General features: G+C 65.6%; 20 protein-coding genes. 10 read left to right on the forward strand and 10 right to left on the reverse strand.

What is annotated here, in order from left to right; genetic code table 11:
* Positions 1–154 precede the first annotated feature (154 nt).
* Positions 155–2,155, reverse strand: coding sequence for a peptidase U32 family protein (locus ACNFG0_RS05995; RefSeq protein ID WP_196146689.1), 2,001 nt, complete (start codon positions 2,153–2,155; stop codon positions 155–157).
* 297 nt (positions 2,156–2,452) lie between these two features.
* Entirely contained in the window at positions 2,453–2,827 is a 375-nt protein-coding gene (locus ACNFG0_RS06000; RefSeq protein WP_196146690.1) for a RidA family protein, read from the reverse strand.
* Positions 2,828–2,996: 169 nt separating this feature from the next.
* On the opposite strand from ACNFG0_RS06000, the gene ACNFG0_RS06005 reads away from it, so the two are divergent.
* The gene (locus ACNFG0_RS06005) at positions 2,997–3,692 is read left to right on the forward strand and encodes a tRNA (adenine(22)-N(1))-methyltransferase (RefSeq protein ID WP_230386073.1); all 696 of its coding nucleotides are present in this window, start codon (positions 2,997–2,999) and stop codon (positions 3,690–3,692) included.
* Between the two features lie 7 nt (positions 3,693–3,699).
* On the opposite strand, the gene ACNFG0_RS06010 is transcribed toward ACNFG0_RS06005, so the two are convergent.
* Entirely contained in the window at positions 3,700–3,969 is a 270-nt protein-coding gene (locus ACNFG0_RS06010; RefSeq protein ID WP_196166485.1) for a DUF2790 domain-containing protein, read from the reverse strand.
* Between the two features lie 121 nt (positions 3,970–4,090).
* Here ACNFG0_RS06010 and ACNFG0_RS06015 point away from each other — a divergent pair, with 121 nt between their 5' ends.
* The gene (locus ACNFG0_RS06015) at positions 4,091–5,020 is read left to right on the forward strand and encodes a LysR family transcriptional regulator (protein ID WP_196146693.1); all 930 of its coding nucleotides are present in this window, start codon (positions 4,091–4,093) and stop codon (positions 5,018–5,020) included.
* Between the two features lie 70 nt (positions 5,021–5,090).
* On the opposite strand, the gene ACNFG0_RS06020 is transcribed toward ACNFG0_RS06015, so the two are convergent.
* Together ACNFG0_RS06020 and ACNFG0_RS06025 are read right to left on the reverse strand one after the other, a co-directional pair.
* Positions 5,091–5,411: a hypothetical protein gene (locus tag ACNFG0_RS06020; RefSeq protein ID WP_416764259.1), complete on the reverse strand. Its 321-nt coding sequence runs from the start codon at positions 5,409–5,411 to the stop codon at positions 5,091–5,093.
* 136 nt (positions 5,412–5,547) lie between these two features.
* Positions 5,548–6,849, reverse strand: coding sequence for an MFS transporter (locus ACNFG0_RS06025; protein ID WP_416764260.1), 1,302 nt, complete (start codon positions 6,847–6,849; stop codon positions 5,548–5,550).
* Between the two features lie 406 nt (positions 6,850–7,255).
* On the opposite strand from ACNFG0_RS06025, the gene ACNFG0_RS06030 reads away from it, so the two are divergent.
* Positions 7,256–8,347 (forward strand): metal-dependent hydrolase, encoded by a 1,092-nt coding sequence (locus ACNFG0_RS06030; RefSeq protein WP_196156442.1) that lies wholly within the window; start codon positions 7,256–7,258, stop codon positions 8,345–8,347.
* 84 nt (positions 8,348–8,431) lie between these two features.
* On the opposite strand, the gene ACNFG0_RS06035 is transcribed toward ACNFG0_RS06030, so the two are convergent.
* From ACNFG0_RS06035 to ACNFG0_RS06045, 3 genes are all read right to left on the reverse strand, one after another.
* Complete coding sequence (locus ACNFG0_RS06035; RefSeq protein ID WP_196146697.1) at positions 8,432–9,442, reverse strand: aldo/keto reductase; 1,011 nt, start codon at positions 9,440–9,442, stop codon at positions 8,432–8,434.
* A gap of 133 nt (positions 9,443–9,575) precedes the next feature.
* Positions 9,576–11,108 carry an FAD-dependent oxidoreductase gene (locus tag ACNFG0_RS06040; RefSeq protein WP_416764261.1) on the reverse strand — a complete coding sequence of 511 codons (1,533 nt, stop codon included), beginning with the start codon at positions 11,106–11,108 and terminating at the stop codon, positions 9,576–9,578.
* 194 nt (positions 11,109–11,302) lie between these two features.
* Positions 11,303–12,631 carry an MFS transporter gene (locus tag ACNFG0_RS06045; RefSeq protein ID WP_196155570.1) on the reverse strand — a complete coding sequence of 443 codons (1,329 nt, stop codon included), beginning with the start codon at positions 12,629–12,631 and terminating at the stop codon, positions 11,303–11,305.
* 157 nt (positions 12,632–12,788) lie between these two features.
* On the opposite strand from ACNFG0_RS06045, the gene ACNFG0_RS06050 reads away from it, so the two are divergent.
* The 4 genes from ACNFG0_RS06050 to ACNFG0_RS06065 all read left to right on the forward strand — a co-directional run bounded on the left by ACNFG0_RS06050 (position 12,789) and on the right by ACNFG0_RS06065 (position 16,986).
* The gene (locus ACNFG0_RS06050; RefSeq protein ID WP_416764262.1) at positions 12,789–13,886 is read left to right on the forward strand and encodes a sugar diacid recognition domain-containing protein; all 1,098 of its coding nucleotides are present in this window, start codon (positions 12,789–12,791) and stop codon (positions 13,884–13,886) included.
* Between the two features lie 203 nt (positions 13,887–14,089).
* Positions 14,090–15,226 (forward strand): glycerate kinase, encoded by a 1,137-nt coding sequence (locus ACNFG0_RS06055; protein ID WP_416764263.1) that lies wholly within the window; start codon positions 14,090–14,092, stop codon positions 15,224–15,226.
* A 159-nt stretch (positions 15,227–15,385) separates the two neighbouring features.
* Positions 15,386–16,261: a glyoxalase III HchA gene (gene hchA, locus ACNFG0_RS06060; RefSeq protein WP_196145297.1), complete on the forward strand. Its 876-nt coding sequence runs from the start codon at positions 15,386–15,388 to the stop codon at positions 16,259–16,261.
* Positions 16,258–16,986 (forward strand): PA1136 family autoinducer-binding transcriptional regulator, encoded by a 729-nt coding sequence (locus ACNFG0_RS06065; protein ID WP_196145296.1) that lies wholly within the window; start codon positions 16,258–16,260, stop codon positions 16,984–16,986. The genes hchA and ACNFG0_RS06065 overlap by 4 nt, the downstream gene beginning before the upstream one ends.
* 13 nt (positions 16,987–16,999) lie before the next feature.
* On the opposite strand, the gene ACNFG0_RS06070 is transcribed toward ACNFG0_RS06065, so the two are convergent.
* Positions 17,000–17,986 (reverse strand): NAD(P)H-quinone oxidoreductase, encoded by a 987-nt coding sequence (locus tag ACNFG0_RS06070; protein ID WP_416764327.1) that lies wholly within the window; start codon positions 17,984–17,986, stop codon positions 17,000–17,002.
* A 135-nt stretch (positions 17,987–18,121) separates the two neighbouring features.
* On the opposite strand from ACNFG0_RS06070, the gene ACNFG0_RS06075 reads away from it, so the two are divergent.
* Positions 18,122–18,988 carry a LysR family transcriptional regulator gene (locus tag ACNFG0_RS06075; RefSeq protein ID WP_416764264.1) on the forward strand — a complete coding sequence of 289 codons (867 nt, stop codon included), beginning with the start codon at positions 18,122–18,124 and terminating at the stop codon, positions 18,986–18,988.
* Between the two features lie 3 nt (positions 18,989–18,991).
* Here ACNFG0_RS06075 and ACNFG0_RS06080 read toward each other — a convergent pair whose 3' ends face one another.
* Positions 18,992–19,738 carry an enoyl-CoA hydratase gene (locus ACNFG0_RS06080; protein ID WP_416764265.1) on the reverse strand — a complete coding sequence of 249 codons (747 nt, stop codon included), beginning with the start codon at positions 19,736–19,738 and terminating at the stop codon, positions 18,992–18,994.
* Positions 19,739–19,866: 128 nt separating this feature from the next.
* Here ACNFG0_RS06080 and ACNFG0_RS06085 point away from each other — a divergent pair, with 128 nt between their 5' ends.
* Positions 19,867–20,511 (forward strand): TetR family transcriptional regulator C-terminal domain-containing protein, encoded by a 645-nt coding sequence (locus ACNFG0_RS06085; protein ID WP_416764266.1) that lies wholly within the window; start codon positions 19,867–19,869, stop codon positions 20,509–20,511.
* Between the two features lie 74 nt (positions 20,512–20,585).
* Positions 20,586–21,302 carry a response regulator gene (locus ACNFG0_RS06090; RefSeq protein ID WP_196145292.1) on the forward strand — a complete coding sequence of 239 codons (717 nt, stop codon included), beginning with the start codon at positions 20,586–20,588 and terminating at the stop codon, positions 21,300–21,302.
* Positions 21,303–21,304 lie beyond the last annotated feature (2 nt).

A 21,304-nucleotide genomic window follows, 5' to 3' on the forward strand; every position in this document is an offset into this window, starting at 1 on the left:
TACGGGGGCGGGAGGCGCGGATCATAACTGATAGGAATTATCGTTTACAGCGGTATTTGGTGTACCAGAGTACCAATTGATGAACGTGCGAAAAGGGGCCGCTTTGCGGCCCGATCACGGGACCAGCCCGCTCCCTGTGGAGCGGGCTACGCGCTCAGTGCGGCGCGCGGGGAATGGTCTTGAGCAGGTCTTGCGGACTGATGTGGCCGACCACCTGGGCCACGGCGCTGCCTGGGGTGGGCAGGTCGAGGATGTGATCCTTGATCTTGCCGACCACGTGCATCTCGCAGGGCTTGCAGTCGAACTTCAGGGTCAATACTTCATCGCCATGCACCAACTGCATCGGCGCGACCTTGGTGCGCACGCCGGTGACGCCCTTGGCCTGCTTAGGGCATAGGTTGAACGAGAAGCGCAGGCAGTGCTTGGTGATCATCACTGGCACTTCGCCATGCTCCTCGTGGGCTTCGAAGGCGGCGTCGATCAGCTGCACCCCATGGCGGTGGTAGAAGTCGCGGGCCTTCTGGTTGTAGACATTGGCCAAGAACGACAGGTGCGCCTCTGGGTAGACCGGCGGTGGGTTGGTCTCGGCCTTGCGCCCGCCACGCGGGTGCGCCTTGACCCGTGCCTCGGTCAGGGCCTCGATGGCCTCGCGGCGCAGGGCCTTGAGCTGCGAGTTGGGGATGAAATACGCCTGGGGTGCGTCCAGTTCTATGGCATCGGCGTGGTACTGGGTGGTGCCCAGCTGGCCGAGCAGGTCATGCAGTTGGTCCAGGGCCTGCTGTGGCTTGTTGGCGGCGCCGAACGGGCCATCGAGGGCCACCTGCACGCTGATGCCTTCCTCGCTGGTGACGGTCAGGGCCAGGCGCTGTTCGCGCAGCACGGCGTGCCATTGCACGCCCACGCGGCGCTCGGCGGAGGTGCGCTGCAGTGCCTGTTGCCAGTTGTGGTCCAGGTTACGCGACAGCGGGTGGTTGGGGCGCAGCTTGTGCAGGCCTTCGGGCATTTCGTTGGGCTCGACCCGGTAGCGGTAGCGCGTCTGGCCGTCTTCCTCGAACTCGCCCTTGGGCTCGGCGATGTTGGCGCGAAAACCCACCACTTCGCGCTTGACCAGTACATTGAGACCGTCGCCGTTGGTCAGCGGCACTTCGGTGACCACCAGCAGGTCGCGCTTGCCGACTTTCTCCACCACGCCTACTGGCAGGCCGGTGAAGGTCGGGGAGTCGAAGGCGCCAATGTCGATCTTGCGGTCGCTGACGAAGTAGTCGGTGCTGCCGCGGTGGAAGGTCTTGTCCGGGTCGGGCACGAAGAAGTGTTCGGTGCGCCCGCTGGAGGCGCGCGCCAGGTCCGGGCGGCCTTCGAGGATCGCATCCAACTCCTTGCGGTAGTGGGCGGTGATGTTCTTCACGTAGCCCATGTCCTTGTAGCGGCCCTCGATCTTGAACGAGCGCACGCCGGCGTCCACCAGGTCGCTCAGGTTGGCGGTCTGGTTGTTGTCCTTCATCGACAGCAGGTGCTTCTCGAACGCCACCACGCGGCCCTGGTCATCCTTGAGGGTGTAGGGCAGGCGGCAGGCCTGGGAGCAGTCGCCACGGTTGGCGCTGCGGCCGGTCTGGGCATGGGAGATGTTGCACTGGCCGGAGAAGGCCACGCACAGGGCGCCATGGATGAAGAACTCGATGGCCGCGTCGGTCTCGGCGGCGATGGCACGAATCTGCTGCAGGTTCAATTCGCGGGCCAGCACCAGTTGGGAGAAGCCGGCCTGGTCGAGGAACTTGGCCCGTGCCAGGGTGCGGATGTCGGTCTGGGTGCTGGCGTGCAGCTCGATCGGCGGGATGTCCAGCTCCATCACCCCCAGGTCCTGGACGATCAAGGCGTCGACGCCGGCGTCGTACAGCTGGTGGATCAGCTGGCGGGCGGGTTCGAGCTCGTTGTCGTGGAGGATGGTGTTGATGGTGGTGAAGACCCGCGCGTGGTAGCGGTGGGCGAATTCCACCAGCCCGGCGATGTCGCTGACTTCGTTGCAGGCATTGTGGCGCGCACCGAAGCTGGGGCCGCCGATGTAGATGGCGTCGGCGCCATGCAGGATCGCTTCGCGGGCAATGGCCACGTCACGGGCGGGGCTGAGCAGTTCCAGGTGATTCTTTGGGAGGGACATATCGTTATGGTCGGGCTGTCACGGGCAAGGCGCGCATTGTACCGGTGAAATGGCCCGGGAGCATCCATTGGCTGCCCAAAGGGGGCTGCGGCGCAGCCCTTTCGCGGCACAAGGCCGCTCCTACAGGGAGGTGTGGGAGCGGGCTTGCCCCGCGATCAAGGGCCAGGCGACGGTGATATCGGGCCCGGCCTAATCGCGGCACAAGGCCGCTCCTACAAGGGAGGTGACGCAGGTCTGTGGGAGCGGGCTTGCCCGCGATTGGGCTGCGAAGCAGACCCAGCCACGGGGTGCCAGGGATCAGGCCTTGGCGGCCATTGCGGTTACTTCCACGCGCATGCCTTCGAAGGCCAGCGACGCCACGCCCACCGCGGCACGCACCGGCCACGGCTTGCTGAAGAAGCGCTGGTAGACCTCATTGAAAGCCGGGCGGTCGGCCATGTCGGTCAGGTAGATAGTCAGGTGCACGACGCGGTCCATCGAGCTGCCGGCACGCTCCAGGGCGTCCTTGAGCGCCTGCAGAGTGCATTCGCTCTGCTCGACGATATCGCCCAGCGCCAAGCTGCCGTCGGGGCGGGTCGGGATCTGGGTGGTGACCAGCAGGCCGTTGAACTCGGCCACGTCGGAGGAGATGGATTCCGGGTCGCTGTCGGGAGTGAAGAGGATATCTGCCATGGTTGATTCGCCTTGCAACGGAAGGAAACTCGCAAGCCTACGCGAGCGGCTTGGCCGGGTCGAGCCGTGGCCCTGGTCGCGTGCATTTGAAAAGCGCAGCGAGGGCGGTCAGAATCGCGCCCCGGTCCGGTCGAGGGTGTCGGGCAAGCGTTGCAAGAAGGGGCAAGGGTTGAACGAACAGACATTATCGATGCGTCTGGAGCGCGTGGCGGCGCATGTGCCGGCCGGCGCGCGCCTGGCCGATATCGGCTCGGACCACGGCTACCTGCCGGTGGCGCTGATGCTGCGCGGCTGCATCGAGGCGGCTGTGGCCGGCGAGGCCGCGCCGACGCCGTATCATTCGGCCCAGCGCAAGGTACGCAAGAACGGCCTGGAAGCGCGCATCACCGTGCGCCTGGCCGACGGCCTGGATGCCATCGAGCCGCAGGACGGCATCACCGCCATCAGCCTGTGCGGCATGGGCGGCGAGAAGATCCGCGAGATCCTCGAGCGCGGCAAGCACCGCCTGAGCGGCAAGGAGCGCCTGGTGCTGCAGCCCAACGTGCGTGAGGGCACCCTGCGTGAATGGCTGATGGAAAACGACTACCGCATCCTGTGCGAGGAATTGCTGGAGGAAAATGCGTTCACCTACGAGATCATCGTTGCCGAACGCTGCGAGGCGGTGGCCTATTCGCCCCAGGAGCTGTACTTCGGCCCCTTGCTGATGCAGGAGCGCAGCCCGGCCTTCCTGGCCAAGTGGGGCTTGAACCTCAAGCGCAAGCGTCGGGTCATGGCGCATTTCGTGCGAGCCCGCCAGGGCGTGCCGGAGCAGAAGGTCCAGGAAGTGGCGACGCAGGTGCGGTGGATCGAACAGCTGTTGGCGTGACCTGACGCTACAGCTGCGAGCAGTTGCCCATTTCCTGGTACTTGACCTTGTGGGTCTGGCCTTCGTGGTCGACATAAACCATCTGCGCGGTGCCCACCGCACAATCGGCCGCATTGCTGGCGGGGGTGATGGAAATCACCTTGGCCACGTCCAAAGGCATGCCGTATTCGTAAGTCTGACTGGGGGTGCCGACCGGTTGTGTGGTGGCCGGGGCGGCGAAGGCAGTGAACGAAGCGAGGGATGTGAACAGGGCAAGGAACGCGATCGAGCCTTTCATGGCGGTCTCCTTTAATCGGTGATGACCCATGATGGATTGCTTAGGGATCAGCGATAAATGGGCTGTTTCGTGATAGATTCCTGCCTTTGATGCATGAATGCCATCACAGGAGCGCGTTGATATGGACATGCTGCACGCCATGCGAACCTTCGCCCGGGTAGTGGAATGCGGCAGCTTCGCCGCTGCGGCCAATGCCCTGGATATTTCTGCCGCGCAGGTGTCGCGCATCGTTGCGGAGCTGGAGAACCAGCTGCAGACCCGCCTGCTGCACCGCACCACCCGCAGGCTGCGCATGAGCGAGGCGGGGGAGCGTTTTCTGGAGCGTTCGCGGCAGATCATGCTGCTCACCGAGGAAGCCATGGACGAAGCCCGCGGCGCCCACCTCACGCCCCGCGGCCGCCTGCGTTTTCATTGCACCCATGGTCTGGGCCTGTTGATGATGCCGCTGGTGGCCCGCTACAACGCCGCCTGCCCGGACGTGGTGATGGAGCTGACCCTGTCCCAGCGCAACCCGGATGCGGTGGCCGATGGCCAGGACGTGGTGATCACCATCGGCCAAGGCCTGCCGGACTCGCAGTTGATCGCCATCCCGCTGGGCAGTATCTACAGCATTCTCTGCGCCTCTCCCGAGTACCTGGCTCGCCATGGCGTGCCCCAGCGCCCGCAAGATCTGCACCAGCATGTCTGCCTACGCACGGTCGACCCGTTGTTCGAGGAGGATTGGTCGTTCGAAGGGCCGGACAACTGTGTGATCGTGCCCCAGGACACCTTCCTCACCAATGTCGCTGACGCCATGCTCAAGGCCACCGAGCTGGGCATGGGGATTGGCCTGCTGCCGTATTATTCGGCAACACAGGCGATCGAGGAGGGGCGCCTGTGTCGACTCCTGGCGCCCCACCGCCTGCGTCAGCGGGAGATCTACGCGATTTACCCATCGCGCCATTACCTCGACGCCAAGGTGCGTACGTGGCTGGACTTTCTCAAGGAGCAGTTGCCGGTGTTGTTCCAGGCCCACGAGCGCGTGGCAGACGACGCACGTTACTGGCGCTGACGGCACGGGGCATGGCACTGGTGGCGCCGGGGTTCGCGCGCAGGCCTGCTCCTGAAGGTTCTGCTGGCGTTCAGCGGCTGTCTTGGTCCTCGGCGGTACCGCCGGAGCCGCCTGCGCCGGTGCCGGTCGCTTCGCCGGTGTTGTTCGAACCACCGGTAGTGCCGTCGGCTGCATCGGAATCGGTGCCGGTGTCGCTACTGTCGTTGTCCTGAGTGCCGCCGGGGTTGTTGGTGCTGCTGCCTTCACCGGCCGTGCTGCCGCGAGGGTGCTCGCCCGAGGTGTGGTCGTCGTGGGGAGGGCTGGCGGTGCCGTTCATGTCCGTGGCGGCAACTGCGGCGCCACTGGAAAGGCCCAGGCACAGGGCAAGGAGCAGGGGCTGGAAGCGAACCATGGCGAATCTCCTGTCGGGATGATTGTCTTCGTGTGGTGTTCACAAATAACAACCACACTAGGTTCGTCTGCCCAGGGCCGGGCAGGGTGCCCGGCAGGCGACCAGCGGTAGGGGCTGCTCCGCAGCCCCTGGGCAGTCAGTGGGTCTCGGCCCGGTGTACCGGGTTTTCGCCGCTTACCGCATCGGCCATGGTCGGATGCTCCTGGGCGGCGTGCATCAATTCCTCGGTGACCCGCAGCTCCGCGCCGGTCGGCGAGAAGGTGGCCGCCGGGGCGAACGGTGCCGGGTGCTCCGGTGCCGGGCGCTTGCCACGCCGCCACACGAAGAAGCCGACCATGGCCAGGTTGATCACCGCGAAGGCCCAGAACAGCCCGGCCTCGCCATAGGCGCTCATCACCGGCGAGATGGCCAGCGGGGCCATGGACGAGCCCAGCGAGTTGATCAACAGCAGGCCTTGGATCATCGGCACCAGGGCATCGGACGGGGCGCGGTCGGCAGCGCTGCTGACCGCCACCGGGTACAGCGCGAACACACCGCCACCGAGCAGGAACAGCATGGTCGGCAGCAACGCCGAATCGGAAGGCAGCAGCACGATCACCACCGACAGCACGGTACACATCGCCGCCAGGGCGATCAGCACCAGCTGGCGGTCCTTACGGTCGGACCAGCGCCCGACCGGGTACTGCAACAGCATCGCGCCGAGGATCACCCAGGCCATCATTTCGCCAACCTCGCCCACGTCCATGCCGATACGCTGCAGGTACAGCGGCAGCAGGGCATAGATGCCGGCGATGGCCACGCCCGAGCCGAAGCAGCCCACCAGGCCAGTGGGGGCGATGCCGAGCAGTTGGCGCGGCTTGAGCGGTTCGACCTGGTCAAGCAGTGGCGACACCCGCGGTAACACCACGATCGGCACCACCGACAGCGTGGCCAGCATGCCCGCGACCATGAACGGTGCGGTAGCGCCCCAACCGGTGATTTCGCCCAGGGTGGCCTGGGCCAGCACGCCGGCACCGTAGAAGGCAATCATGTACAGCGCCAGCAGGCGGCCGCGGATCTTCGGGTCGCCTGCCAGCAGCAGCCAGCTTTCGATGACCAGGAACACGCCGACCGCAGCCCAGCCGTTGATCAGGCGCAGGGCGAACCACCAGGTGGTGTCGTAGAACAACCCCTGCAGCAGGATGGTCGCTGCGATCAAGGACGCGAAACTGGTGTAGGCGCGGATATGGCCGATACGCAGGATCAGCCGGTCGTTGAAGATCGCGCCGAGGGTGAGGCCGATGAAATAGGCCGACGAGACGATACCGATCATGGTCGCCGATTCACCGGCATCGCCCAGGCGCAAGGTAGTGAGGGAAGACAGGAAGCCGTTGCCCAGGGCAATGATGAACAGCCCAAGCAGGGGTGCCAGCGCCATGGCCAGCAAACGCGCAGACATAGTTACCTCTAGTTGGAGAAAGCCACGAGTGTGCCTTTTCGACGGCGCAAGGGCTGCGCGGGCGTGCCTGGCAAGGGATGCGACCCAGACGCCGCTCACCGCTTTGGGGGGCAGTTGGGGCTTGGGATAGGCAACGGGGCGAAAAGGAGGCGCGATTCTAAGGCCTCGGCGCGTTTTACCCAAGGGGCTGCCCCCTGCGACAGGAGGCCGCAGGCTCTGCCTATAACGGCTATTGGCAGATCACCCAGCCCTTGCCAAGCGACGGTGATATCGGGCCCGGCCCAATTGCAGGACAAGCCCGCCCCACAAATAGTCCGCAAAAATAAGGGGAGGCTTCGGCACAGTTTGCACTGTCAGCCAGGATGAAGGTAGTTTCCTGAAAACGATGTTCTCAGGGGGTTCTACCTTGGATTCACTGACCCAAGCCGTCCTCGGCGCGGCCTTGCAAGGTGCGGTGCTGGGGCGCATTCAGGGTCGCCGCTCATTGCTTTACGGCGCGGCCCTGGGCACCTTGCCGGACCTGGACGTGGTCATTCGCTACGCCGACCCGGTGTCGCAGATGACCTACCACCGGGGCTTTTCCCATTCGATCTTCGTCCTCACCGGCCTGGCCCTGCTGCTGGCCTGGCTGGTGAGCGCGATCGGCCGAAGGCGCTGGCCCGAGAAGGATTATCGCTGGCCGAGGCTGTTCCTGGCCTTCTGGCTGGCCCTGGTGACACACCCGATCCTCGATGCCTTCACGGTCTATGGCACCCAGTTGTTCTGGCCATTGCACCTCACTCCGGAGAGTTGGGCGGCGGTGTTCATCATCGACCCGGTGTACACCGTGCCGTTGCTCGCGGCCGTGCTGTACGCGGCATTCAGGGGGATGCAGGGCAGGGCGATCCCGCTGCTGACCCTGGCGCTGGTGTTCAGCACCGCCTACCTGGGCTTTGGCCTGGCCGGGCGCATGGCGGCCGAGCAGCGTTTCCAGTTCGCGCTGGACCAGCAGGGCATCGCCGTCATCGAAGTGCGGGCCGTGCCGATCGCGTTCAACAGCCTGGTATGGCGCGTGCTGGCCAAGACCCCCGACGGGCATTACTACGAAGGCGTCAGTAGCCTGTTCGACCGCGAACCGCCGGAAATGCAGCGCCAGTCGCTGAACCTGGACGCGGCCAAGGTGCTCGACGGCGTGCCGCTGCACGAGCGTCTGCGCTGGTTCACCGATGGCTGGCTGCGCTATGACGTGGTGGGCGATGCCCTGGTCGTGACCGACCTGCGCATGGGCATACCGGGTAACTACACCTTCCGCTTCAACATGGCCAGCCGTGATGGAGCAGGCCACTGGACCGCCGGTACCCCCACGCTGTGGCTGGGCGACGGCGTCGGTTCGATGTTCAACGCCCAGGACCTGGTGCTGATCTGGCGACGCATCGTCGAGCAGCAGCCACCGCTGCCCCTGGCGGCCTGGACCCAGAAATACCTGGGCCCGGCGCAGGCCGCCGAAGTAGGGCGCTGAGCGCAACATTTCCCCACCACCTGCTCCCGCAGCCCTGTGGGAGCAGGCTCGCCCCGTGATCGGCCGCAGCGCGACCACGTCGGCTCAGGCGCGTGGCAACCGCCCGGTGACGAAATGCGCCACATCGTTGAAACCGGGTGTCGAGGCATGCCCCGGGGTCACCAGCGAATCGATGAAGGCCTCGTCCTCGGCGCTGATCTTCACCTCCAGCGCGCCCGCATAGGTATCCCACTGGGCCTCGGTACGCGGGCCGACGATCGCCGAGCTGACCAGGCGATTGTTCAGCACCCAGGCGATGGCGAACTCGACGATACCCACACCCTTGGCATCGGTATAGGCGTGGATCTTCTGAGCGATGGCCAATGACTCCTGGCGCCATTCGACCTCCATGATGCGCTTGTCCTGGCGCCCGGCGCGGCTGCCGGCGTCGGGCGTTGAGCCCGGCGCATATTTGCCGCTGAGCACGCCACGGGCCAGCGGGCTGAACGGCACCACACCCAGGCCGTGGTAGGCCGCGGCGGTCAGCTGTTCAGGTTCGGCCTGGCGGTTGACGATGTTGTACAGCGGCTGGCTCACCACAGGCTTGGCCACACCCAGGCGCTCGGCCAGATTGCAGATTTCGGCGATGCGCCAGCCGCGGAAGTTGGACACGCCCCAATAGCGGATCTTGCCCTGCTGCAGCAGATCGCCGATCGCCCGTACGGTCTCTTCCAGCGGCACGTTGTGGTCTTCGCGGTGCAAGTAGTAGATGTCCAGGTAGTCCAGGCCCATGCGCGTCAGGGAGGCGTCGAGGGCATTGAACAGGTGCTTGCGCGACAGCCCGCTGCGGTTCGGCACCCCGTCCACCGGGCCATAGCCGGCCTTGGAAGCGACGATCCAGTCCTGGCGATGGCGCGCCACGGCTTCACCGACGATCTCCTCCGAACGGCCAGCGTTGTAGACGTCAGCGGTGTCGATGAAATTGATGCCCTGGTCCCAGGCTTTGTCGATGATGCGCAGCGAGTCCTCGGTGCTGGTCTGCTCGCCGAACATCATGCTGCCCAGGGTGAGCGCGGAGACCTGGAGGCCACTATGGCCGAGGGAACGGTAGATCATGCTGGGGGCCTTTTGTCTGGGAGTGTCGAGCTGTTTTACACATATCCCCCGGGCATTGAAAGGCTTGGCCCGTCAACGGTAAGACGCCTCTGCGAGAATACCGGGCCTCGGGTGCGGAGGGTGAACCGAATTCTCAATCCGGCCATGCATCGATCAATTCCCGTGCCTCGCGGCTGGTCAGCGGCCGCTTCATCCGCTGCGACAAGGCAGCCATGGCCCTGGAATAACCTTTGGCGATCACCGCTTCGACCTGGTCGTCGATACATTGCAGGGCGATGAAGTTGCCTTGTTCCGGTTCGCCGACGTACTCGATGCGGTTCCAGTTGCGCCCGTGGCCGAGCACCTCCAGGGTGCGCCCGTGCTGGTAGGTCCAGAAAAACGGCACGTCGTCGTAACGGCGCTGCTCGCCGAGCATGTTGGCGGCGGCAATGACGCCATGCTGCTGGGCCAGGCGCCAATGTTCGATGCGCGCCGGGCGGCCGGTGAGGGGGAACGTGGCGATATCCCCGGCGGCCCAAAGGCCTTCGGCGGCCTGCATCTGAGCGTTCACCACCAGCGACTGGTCATCGGCCAGGGGCAGGCCATGCACGAAGGCAGTCGCTGGCTTTACGCCGACGCCCAGCAGGACCAAGGGGGCGTCCAGGCGCTCGCCGTTGGCCAGCAGCACCGCCTGGACCCTGTCCGTGCCTTCGAAGCGCTGCACCTCGGTGGGCCCATGGAACACCACGCCCTTGCGCTCGTGCAGCTCGCGCAAAGTGCGGCCGATGCGCTCGCCAAGTTGCTTGGCCAGGGGAATGTCATGGCGGGTCACCACATGCACGTTCAAACCCTGCTTGCGCAACGCCGAGGCCGCCTCCAGGCCGATGAACCCATCGCCGACGATGACCACCGATTGCCCCGGCTCGGCCGCGTCGAGTAGGTGGGCGGCGTCGTCCCGGGAGCGCAGCAGGCAGATGCCTGGCAACTGTGCGCCCGGAAGATCCAGGCGCTTGGGCTTGCCGCCGGTGGCCAGCAGGGCGGCGTCGTAGTCCAGACGCTTGCCGTCGGCCAGGACCACCTGGCGTTTGTCGACATCGAGGATGCGCACCTTGCCGTACACGCGCTCCAGATGGCCACGGCGCAAGGCGCCGGGCTCCAGCAGGGCAGGGACCTCGTCGGGTGGCATCTGCCCGGCGATGACGAACTTGCTCAGGGCGGTACGGTCGTAGGAGGGCTGGCGCTCCTGGTCCACCCACACCAGGCGACCACCGAAACCGTGCCCCAGTAACGTGGCCACGGCCGCGGTACCTGCGGCGCCGGCCCCGATCACCACGAAACAGCGGGCGTCGCTGTGTCGGGGCGGGTCGTTTACCGGCATGGCCTGGTCATCGACCCAGATCTCGCCGTCCTTGACCTGCACCGGGTAGCGGCGCAGGTCCGCCAGGGCTGGAGGTTCGCACACGGCGCCCTCGTCCACGGCGAAGGCCGCCTTGTGCCAGGGGCAGACCAGCAGGCCGCCGCACAAGGCGCCTTCTTCGAGGGGTGCCCCGGCATGTGGGCAGTTGCCTTGGTAGGCGTGGACCTGGTCGCCTTGGCGAATGAGGATGATTTCTTCGGTGCCGGCCTGGGCTCGCAGGGGCTTGCGTTCGTCGAGCTGGTCGAGGCGGGCCACGCTGTGCTGGGCCATGGGGCGTCTCCATAGAACCGTTCAGGTCCATTTGACGCCCTTGTCGCGCAGGGGATGCAAGCAACCGACGATCGGGGTGCCGCGGGCCCACTATCACCGTCGCCTGGCAAGGGCTTCGCCCCTTGATCCCGGGACAAGTCGCACCGCCGGCCCCACAAGCGTCTGCGCCGCATGTGCAGCGCAGACCTGGCTTGTCAGTCGGCGCGAACGGCCTTCAGCGCACCGGCACGGGTCACCCGCAGCGCCACCAGGCTGCCGAACACGATCAACGCCGCCAGCGAATACAGCGCGGCATCGGTCGAGCCGGTCTGGTCCTTGATGAAACCGACCAGGTAAGGGCTCAGGAAGCCCGCCATCTGGCCCACCGAGTTGATGATCGCCAGGCCCGCCACTGCGGCACTGGCGCTGAGCAGGGCCGTCGGCATCGGCCAGAACATCGGCAGGCCGGTGAGCGCGCCCATGGTGGCGATGGACAGCCCGAGCAGGGCGATGGTCGGGTTCTGGGCGAAGTTCACCGCGATCAGCAGGCCGATGGCGCCCATCAGCATCGGTACCACAAGGTGCCAGCGGCGTTCGTTGCGCAGGTCAGCCGAGCGGCCGACGACAATCATGAACACCCCCGCCAGCAGGTACGGGATCGCGCTCAGCCAACCGATCAGCAGTGGGCTGTCGAAGCCCAGGTTCTTGATGATCGACGGCAGCCAGAAGTTGATCGCATATACACCGCTCTGGATGCAGAAATAGACGAAGCCGAAGGTCCAGATCAACGGATTGCTCAGCACGGCGAGCACGCCATCACCGCGGGCGGCTGGCTTGGAGGCCGCGTCGGCCTTGAGGTCGGCTTCGATCAGCTGGCGTTCGGCCGGGCTCAGCCAGGCCGCTTTCTGGTAGCCGTCACTGAGCAACATGACCGCCAGGATCCCCAGCGCGACGGTGGGCAGGCCCTGGATCAGGAACATCCACTGCCAGCCGGCCAGGCCATGCTGACCGGCGGCGAAGTGGTCGAGGATCCAGCCGGAGAACGGCCCGCCGAGCAGGCCCGAGACCGGGATCGCCGACATGAACAGCGCCATGATGCGGCCGCGGCGGTCAGCCGGGAACCAGCGCGACAGGTACAGCACCACGCCCGGGAAGAAGCCCGCCTCGGCGGCGCCGGTGAGCAGGCGCAGGGCGTAGAACTCGGTGGGGGTGGTGACGAACAGCAGGCAGGTCGAAAGGGTGCCCCAGGCGATCATCATCACCGCGATCCAACGCCGCGGGCCGAAGCGGTTGAGCGCCAGGTTGCTGGGCAGGCCGCACAGCACGTAGCCGATGAAGAAGATACCGGCGCCGAGGCCGTAGACGGTTTCGCTGAACTGCAGCGCGTCGAGCATCTGCAGCTTGGCGAAGCCGACGTTGACGCGGTCCAGGTAGTTGAACAGGTAGCAGATGAAAATGAACGGAATCAGCCGCAGGGTGATGCGCCGGTACAGTGCATCGCGGGTGATGTCTTTGCCTTGGTCAGGGGCGGGGCTGTGTGCCATGATCGGGTTCTCTTTTGTTATGGTTGTCGCCGCGTCGCCTGTTCCGGCGCTCGCCCTGACGAGTCTCGATGAGCACGGCGCGGCTGTCTTTGTGCTTTTGCACAGCCTCTGGCGCCAGCTGCTGTGCCGGCGACCAAAGCCTACCAAGGATCCTTGCATGTTCGAACTGGACCACGACCTGGCGCAGGACATCGTCGACCGGGCGATGGCCATCCTCCCGTGCAACGTCAATGTCATGGATAGCCAGGGCCTGATCCTCGGCAGTGGCGAGCCGGAGCGGATCAACACCCGCCACGAAGGCGCGCAACTGGTATTGGCCAACGGCCGGATCGTCGAGCTGGACGTGGACGCGGCCAAATGCCTGAAGGGCGTGCAACCGGGGGTGAACCTGCCCTTGATGCTCGATGGTCGGCTGATCGGAGTGTTGGGGTTGACGGGGGACCCGCAGCAGTTGCGCACATACGGCGAGCTGGTGCGCATGACTGCCGAGATGCTCCTGGCCCAGCGTCACCTGCAAGTGGAGCAGCAATGGCGGCGCCAACGCTGCGATGACCTATTGGCCTTGCTGCTGGGTAGCAGCGGCGACTCACCGCGCTTGCTCGACGAGGCTCGGCAGTTGGGCCTCAGACCCCAATTGGCCCGGGTGCCCTGCCTGTTCGAGCTCGAGTCCGGGCCACCGGCGGAAACCTTGGCCGGCTGGTTGATGAGCCGCTTCCCGGACAGCTGGTGCGTCAGCCCGGCGCGGCATTCGCTGCTCTGGTGTCGCCCGGCGAGCGTGGCCTTGGACGAGCAGCGCCTGGTCGAGCGCCTGGCACGCCATGGCTGGCAGGTCGAGCGCCTGGCCCTGGGCAACGTGGCGCATAGCTTGGAGCAATTACGTCGCGGCTACCGGCGGATTCGGGACTTGCTGGCGTATGGTCGTGAAGTGCTGCCAGGCGAGCGCCTGCTCAGCCTTGGCCGTTACCGGTTGCCCGCCTTGCTCTGGCGCCACCGCAACGACGATGCCCTGGAGGAACTGCTCGAGCCGTTGCAGCGCATCCGCGCCAAGGACACCAGTGGGCAACTGCTGGCGACCCTGCGCGCCTGGTGCGCCCACGACGGGCAGAGCCAGGCCTGCGCCGACGCGCTGGGGATCCACCGCAACAGCCTGCGGTACCGCCTGGAGCGGATTGCCGAGGTCGGCGAGGTGGACCCGTTGCGGCTGGAGGGCATGTTGAGCCTGTATTTGGGGTTGCAGTTGCTGCCAGCGCAATAACCCTGGCCGTCTAGCGCTTTTTTCGGCCTTGTCACCGGCCGTGTGGGAGCCGGCTTGCCGGCGATGGGGGCCCGTAATGCCCCTGGAAATTCCGCGCCGCAGGCATTCGCCCAAACACCACCACCACACTTTTGTGCATCCGCCAGAGGCCACCTTGCGCTACACCTGTCAGCATGCGGGTTATCTGGATCAGGAGAATCCCCATGAAAGTCGTCATCGCCCCCGATTCGTTCAAGGACAGCCTCGACGCTGCCGCTGTCGCCCGCGCCATCGGTGCGGGTCTGGCCGAGGTTTGGCCGGACGCGGAACTGGTCGAATGCCCCATGGCCGATGGTGGCGAAGGCACCATGGAGGCGATCCTCGCCGCCAGCCAGGGCGAACTGCGTCGCCAGGTGGTGCGTGGTCCGCTGGGCGCGTCGGTCGAAGCCGGCTGGGGGTGGCTGGCATCCAGCCGCACGGCGATCATCGAAATGGCCCAGGCCAGCGGCCTGCAATTGGTGCCCACCGGCCAGCGCGACGCCTGTCGCAGCAGCACCTGGGGCACCGGCGAGCTGATCGCTGCGGCTCTGGCCGCCGGCGCCACGCGTATCGTCTTGGCCATTGGCGGCAGCGCGACCAACGATGGCGGCAGCGGTATGCTGCGTGCGCTCGGCCTGCGCTTGCTGGATGCAGACGGACAACCGCTGGCAGAAGGCGGGCAGGCCTTGGCCGGCCTGGCGCGAATCGATGCCAGTGACCTGGACCCGCGTTTGGCCGAAGTCCAGGTGGAAGTGGCCGCCGATGTCGACAACCCCCTGTGCGGCCCCCATGGTGCCTCGGCGATCTTCGGTCCGCAAAAAGGAGCAAACCCTGAGCAGGTGCAGGTGCTGGATCAGGCTCTGGGCCATTTCGCCGACCATTGCGCGCAACTGCTGGGCAAGGATGTACGCGACTTCCCGGGCTGCGGTGCGGCCGGCGGCATGGGCTTCGCCGCCAAGGCATTCATGGGCGCTCGCTTCCGCCCAGGAGTCGAGGTGGTCGCGGACCTGGCCGGCCTCGACGCCCTGGTGCAGGGCGCCGACCTGGTGATCACCGGAGAAGGGCGCTTCGATGCCCAGACCCTGCGCGGCAAGACGCCCATGGGCGTGGCCCGCGTCGCCAAGCGTCATGGCGTACCGGTGGTGGTGCTGGCCGGCACGCTCGGCGAGGGCTACCAACAGCTCTACGCCCATGGTATCGATGCTGCGTTTGCCCTGGCCAGCGGGCCGATGACCCTGGAGCGGGCCTGTACCGAAGCCGGGGTACTGCTGAAGGCGCGGGCGACCGATATTGCCAGGCTATGGCAGGTGGCGTTGCGCTGAGGCGCGAGTCACCTCCACTCAGCGCAACAGCACGCGCTACTGGTCACTGGGCTAGACTGCCTGGTTGGCATCAGCGCAATTGCGGGAAAACCCTCATTGTCGCTGGCCGATCAGGCACCTAGCATGGATTTCGCCAATCCAACTCAGCTGGAGAACACCATGACGAGCCCCCAGGACGACAAGCGCCCCACACCTGACCCCGCCGAAGATAACGCGTTCTTCCCTTCCCCTTATTCGCTCAGCCAGTTCACCGCGCCCAAATCCGACCTCAGTGGCGCCGACTACCCCAAACCCTACACCGGCGGTCGCTGGAAGGTACTGATGATCGGTGCCGACGAGCGCTATCTGCTGACCGACAACGGCACCATGTTCTCTACCGGCAACCATCCCGTGGAAACCCTGTTGCCGATGTATCACCTGGACAAGGCCGGTTTCGCCTTCGACGTGGCGACCTTGTCCGGCAATCCGGTGAAATTCGAGTTCTGGGCCATGCCTTCGCAGGACGTAGAGGTCAAGGGGCTGTATGCCCGCTACCGGGATGCGTTCAAGCAGCCGCTCAAGCTTGCCGATGTGATCGAGCGAGCACTGGGCCCGGATTCGGATTATATCGGTGTGTTCATCCCCGGCGGCCATGGCGCATTGATCGGCCTGCCCGAAAGCCAGGACGTCAAGCGGGTGTTGCTATGGGCGGCTGCGCAGGACAAATTCGTGATCTCCCTGTGCCACGGGCCCGCTGCGCTGCTGGCTGCGGGGCTCGATGAAAGCCGCGAAAGCTGTATCTACAACGGCTACCGTATTTGCGCATTCCCCGATGACCTGGACGCCAAGACCCCCGACATTGGCTACATGCCCGGCCACCTGACCTGGAGGTTCGGCGAGCGGCTCAAAGCTCTGGGCGTTGAAATCGTCAACCAGGACATTTCTGGTGCGACCCTGCGCGACCGCAAGCTGCTCACCGGTGACAGCCCACTGGCTGGCAACGCGCTCGGCAAGCTGGCGGCTGCTGCGCTGCTCGACGAGGTGGGCGCAAGGTGAGCAGCCTACCCGTCGACGGGATATTCGGCACGGCATTGGAGATCGAGGGCGCCAGGGCGCTCACGGTCGTCCAGAACGCAGTGCGTGGCTTCGCCGGGCCGCTGGGTTACGACCGCTTCGTGCTGTTCTCCGCCACAGCGGCGCGAGACGAGGTGGTCGAGCGCATTCATTGGGTGGAGGGAAACTGGTTCGGCGACCATTTGCCGGTGGATGCCGAAACCTATGTGCGCCATTGCCCGGTGACCCATCACATCCTGCAGGCACGCGCACCGTTCTACTGGAGCAAGGTGTCGGTGGACGGCAACGAACGCTACCGGGTGGTGCGCTCGCCCATTGGCCCCGGCGTCCATGGCCTGCAGGTTCCGGTGTTCGGCCCGGCAGGGCTGGAGGGGGCGATGAGCCTGGGCGGTGAGCGGATCGACGCGTCGCCGCGTGCGCGGGTGGCCTTGACCATGCTGGCGACGGCGGCGTTCTGGGCCGCCCGCCGATTGCTGGAGGCACCCGTCGACGGCCATGTGCGCCAGCTCTCCGAGCGCGAGCGGGAGGTGCTGGCCTGGACAGCTGCCGGGCGACGCCAGGCCGACATCGCCGCGACCCTTGGCCTGTCGCCGCGCACGGTGGAGAACCACCTGCGTTCGGCACGCCGTCGGCTTGGCGTCGATACGACCGCCCAAGCCGTCAGGGTCGCCTTGCGCAACGGCGAACTGACGGACATGGGCGACTGAAAGGGCCCGGTATTCAGGCGTCGACGGTGAGCACCACCTTGCCCATGTGCTGACCACTTTCCATCAAGGCATGGGCCTTGGCTGCCTCGACGAGGTCGAAGGTACGAAAGATCAGTGGTTTGACCGCACCGCTGCGAACATGAGGCCAGACCTGTTCTTGCAGCTGGGCAATGATCTGCGCCTTGTCGTCGGCGCTGCGCGAGCGCAGGGTCGAGCCAACAAGGGTCAGGCGCTTGGTCAGCAACGGGAACAGGTCCAGTTGCGGCGCGGGGCCCTTGAGCACGCCAATCTGCACGATACGACCGTTCAAGGCGGCGGCCTGGAGGTTACGTGCCACGTAATCGCCAGCGATGATATCGACAATCACATCCACGCCTTGGTCGTCGGTATGGTGCAGCACTTCGTGGGCAAAATCCTGACGGTTGTAGTCGATCGCCACATCGGCGCCGAGGGCCCGGCTGGCCGCCTGCTGTTCAGGGTTGGCCACGGTGGTGAAGATCCGTGAGGCGCCGAACGCCTTGGCCAGCATGGTCGCGGTGGTACCGATGCCGGAGACGCCGCCATGAATCAGCACCGATTCGCCGGCCTTGAAGGCGCCACGCTGGAACAGGTTGACCCAGACGGTCATGAAGGTTTCAGGCAGTGCAGCGGCCTCCACCATTGTCAGTCCTTCGGGCAAGTGCAAGGTGGTGCGTTCATCGGCCACTGCGTATTCGGCGTAGCCTCCGCCGGTGACCAAGGCAATCACCGGATCGCCAATGGCAAAATGCCGGACGTCGCGACCCAGGGCGACGACTTCGCCGGCGACCTCCAGGCCAGGAATGTCCGAAGCGTCGGCGGGCGGGTCGTACAAGCCCTTACGCTGAAGCAGGTCCGGGCCATTGACGCCGGCTGCCCGAACCTTGATCAGCACTTCCCGTGCGTCAGGCTCGGGTACGGTCCGGCGGGTAGGTTTGAGGACATCGGGAGCGCCTGGTTGGGTGATTTCGATGGCCATCATATCGGAGCGTTTGTTCATGGGTTCCAGCCTTTTGGTGTAGAAGACATTGCATGACAAGGTACGGAACTCCGTTGTTGCGGGCGCGCGGCGATTTTGCGGCGCTGTGTTGCAGATGTGCTACGAGGAAAAACATCGATGAATTGGGATGACGCCAGGATCCTTCTGGCCCTGGGCCGCGAACTGACATTGCGCCGTGCCGCACGGGTGTTGCGGGTCGACCAGGCCACTGTGGGGCGGCGCATCGCCGCGCTGGAGGCGGATCTAGGTTCGACCCTGTTCCTGCGAACCCCAGGGGGTTATCAACTGACCAGCATCGGCGAAGAAGCATTCGCGCTGGCACAAAAGGTTGAAAGTGCCGCGCTGGAGCTGGCCCGACGTATCCGCGGGGTCGATCGTGAAGGCTCGGGCGAGGTACGGATCTCCACTACCGACTCGTTAGCCTGCGACTTCGTGTTGCCGGCGCTGCGCGAGCTTCACCTGGAACACCCTGACATCCGCGTGGTGCTGCATGGTTCCTCGGAGCTGATCAACCTGTCGCAACGCGAGACCGATATCGCCATCCGTAACCTGCGTCCGGACAACCCGGACCTGATTCTGCGCAAGCTCGCCAGTTGGCCGATGGGCCTGTACGCCAGTGCCGACTACTTGCAGCGGCACGGCGAGCCCGTGCCGGGCAGCGGATTCGCCGGGCACGACCTGGTGATGTACGAACCGTATTGGCGCGACCGATCGGTACCGACCCTGGTCGACGAGGCGATCGACCAGGGTCGAGTGGTGGCGGCAGTGAATTCAAGCTTCATGGTGCGCCGCGCCATCGCCGAAGGGTTGGGTATCGGCGAGATCCCCATCGACATGGGCGAGCGCGATGGCCTGGTGCGCCTATGGCCGACGCGCGAGCGCAGGGATCCCTATGACGTGTGGATGGTCACCCACAAAGACCTTCGCCACACGACCCGGATACGCTTGATCATCGAACAGTTGGTCCGGGCCTTCGCACGCTGAGATTCAGTCCTTGACCAACGCCCGCAAAGCCGCCTTGGCCTCGGCGCTCTGCAAGCGCTCGACGAACAACTGGCTTTCACGCTCTACCGTGGCCTCCAGCTCCGCTCGGTAGCTGTCCTTGAGCAGCCGCTTGCTGATACGCAGGGCCTCCTGGGGCATCGCCTGCAGCTTGCGCGCCAGTTGCCGGGCGGCGGCCAGGCATTGCTCACCATCCTCATGCAGCTCGTTGGCCAGGCCCCAGGCCACGGCCTGTTCGCCGTTGAGCAGTTCGTTGGCCAGTAGCAACCGCGCGGCCCGGGCGTGGCCGAGCAGCCGGGGCAGCAACAGGCTGGAGCCGAACTCCGGGCACACCCCGAGCGGGGCGAACGGCATGCGCAACTTGGCCGAGCGGCTGACCAGCACCTGGTCGCAGTGCAGCAGCAGGGTGGTGCCGATGCCGATGGCCGGGCCATTGACGGCGGCGATCAGCGGCTTGGCCAGGCCCATGACCACGCGCATCAGGCGGAACACCGGGCTGTCGCGGTCGCGGGGCGGGTTGTCGAGGAAATCGCGCAGGTCATTGCCGGCGCTGAAGGTCTGCATACCACCGGTGATCAGGATCACCTCGACCAGCGGGTCTTCGTCGGCTGCGCGCAGCAGGTCGCCCAGCTGGCGGTACATGGCGACGTTCAGGGCGTTGAGCTTGTCGGGGCGGTTGAGGGTCAGGGTCAGCAGGCCCTGGTCCAGCGCGTAGGTGATCAGGTCGTTCATGGCAGCCGCTTTGTTGTTGTGATCGGGGCCTCGGCGCATGAACGCCAGGCCGGTGGCAGGGAGGGTTTATCACGGTGCTCGGCTTGTTGTACAGTCGTTCAGCCAGACTAGTCCCAATGAGAACCACGATGAGCCAGGAAGCCCGCTACAACCGCATGCTGCCGGAACTGCGCAAGGCCAACCTGGTCGAGGCGACCCTTGCCTGCCTGAAACGGCACGGCTTCCAGGGCGCCTCGATCCGCAAGATCTCGGCCGAGGCCGGGGTCTCGGTGGGGCTGATCAGCCACCACTATTCGGGTAAGGACGAACTGGTCGCCGAGGCCTACATGGCGGTGACAGGGCGGGTCATGGGCCTGCTGCGCGACGCCATGGCCCAGGCTGCGCCCAATGCGCGCGAGCGGCTGTCAGCGTTCTTCCGCGCTTCGTTCTGCGCCGAGCTGCTCGACCCACAGCTACTCGATGCCTGGCTGGCGTTCTGGGGCGCGGTGAAAACGGCCGACGCCATCAACCAGGTGCATGACCATTCCTATGGCGAATACCGCAACGAACTGAGCCGCCTGCTGGGCGCGCTGGCCAGCGAGGAAGGCTGGCAGGGCTTCGACGCGGACCTTGCCGCCATCAGCCTGAGCGCCTTGCTCGACGGTTTGTGGCTCGAATCCGGGCTTAACCCTGGAACCTTCTCGCCCGAACAAGGGGTGCTGATCTGCGAAGCCTGGGTCGATGGCTTGCAGGCCGGCGGCAAGCGGCGCTTCAGCCTGATCGAGGGCTGTTGATCACCTGTTCAGTAACGGGTACGCTGCCGTCGCGGGTTCGAAGAACAACACCAATAAGAAAGAGACAACACGCAATGACGCCTCGGGTACTGGTCGTCGATGACGATCCGCTTATTCGCGACTTGCTGCATGCCTATCTGTCCCAGGAAGGCTATGACGTCCACAGCGCTGATACCGCTGAGCAGGCCGATGCCTTCCTCGCCAGCCAGGATGTCGACCTGGTGCTGCTGGACATCCGTCTGCCGGGCAAGGACGGCCTGACCCTGACCCGGGAGCTGCGGGTGCGTTCGGAGGTCGGCATCATCCTCATCACCGGCCGCAACGACGACATCGACCGCATCGTCGGCCTGGAATGCGGCGCCGACGACTACGTGATCAAGCCGCTCAACCCCCGCGAGCTGGTATCACGTGCCAAGAACCTGATCCGCCGCGTGCGCCATGCCCGCGTCGCCCAGCCCGCACCGGCGTGCACCCAATCGCTCAAGCAGTTCGCCGACTGGTCGCTCGATACCGACCGGCGCCGGCTGATCGACCCCGATGGCGGCGAAACGCTGCTGACCCATGGCGAATTCCAGCTGCTCAGCGTGTTCCTGCGCAACAGCGGGCATACCCTGACCCGCGACCAGTTGATGGACCAGATCCGCAACCGCGAATGGGTACCCAACGATCGCTCCATCGATGTACTGGTCGGCCGTCTGCGGCGCAAGCTGCACGACGACCCGGCCGAGCCGCAGTTGATCATCACCATCCACGGCACCGGCTACCTGTTCACCGCCAGCGTGGCGGCCTGAAC

Origin of the sequence: Pseudomonas sp. NY15372 (assembly GCF_048068215.1) — a bacterium.
In the GTDB taxonomy this organism is placed as follows: Bacteria; Pseudomonadota; Gammaproteobacteria; order Pseudomonadales; family Pseudomonadaceae; genus Aquipseudomonas; species Aquipseudomonas guariconensis_A.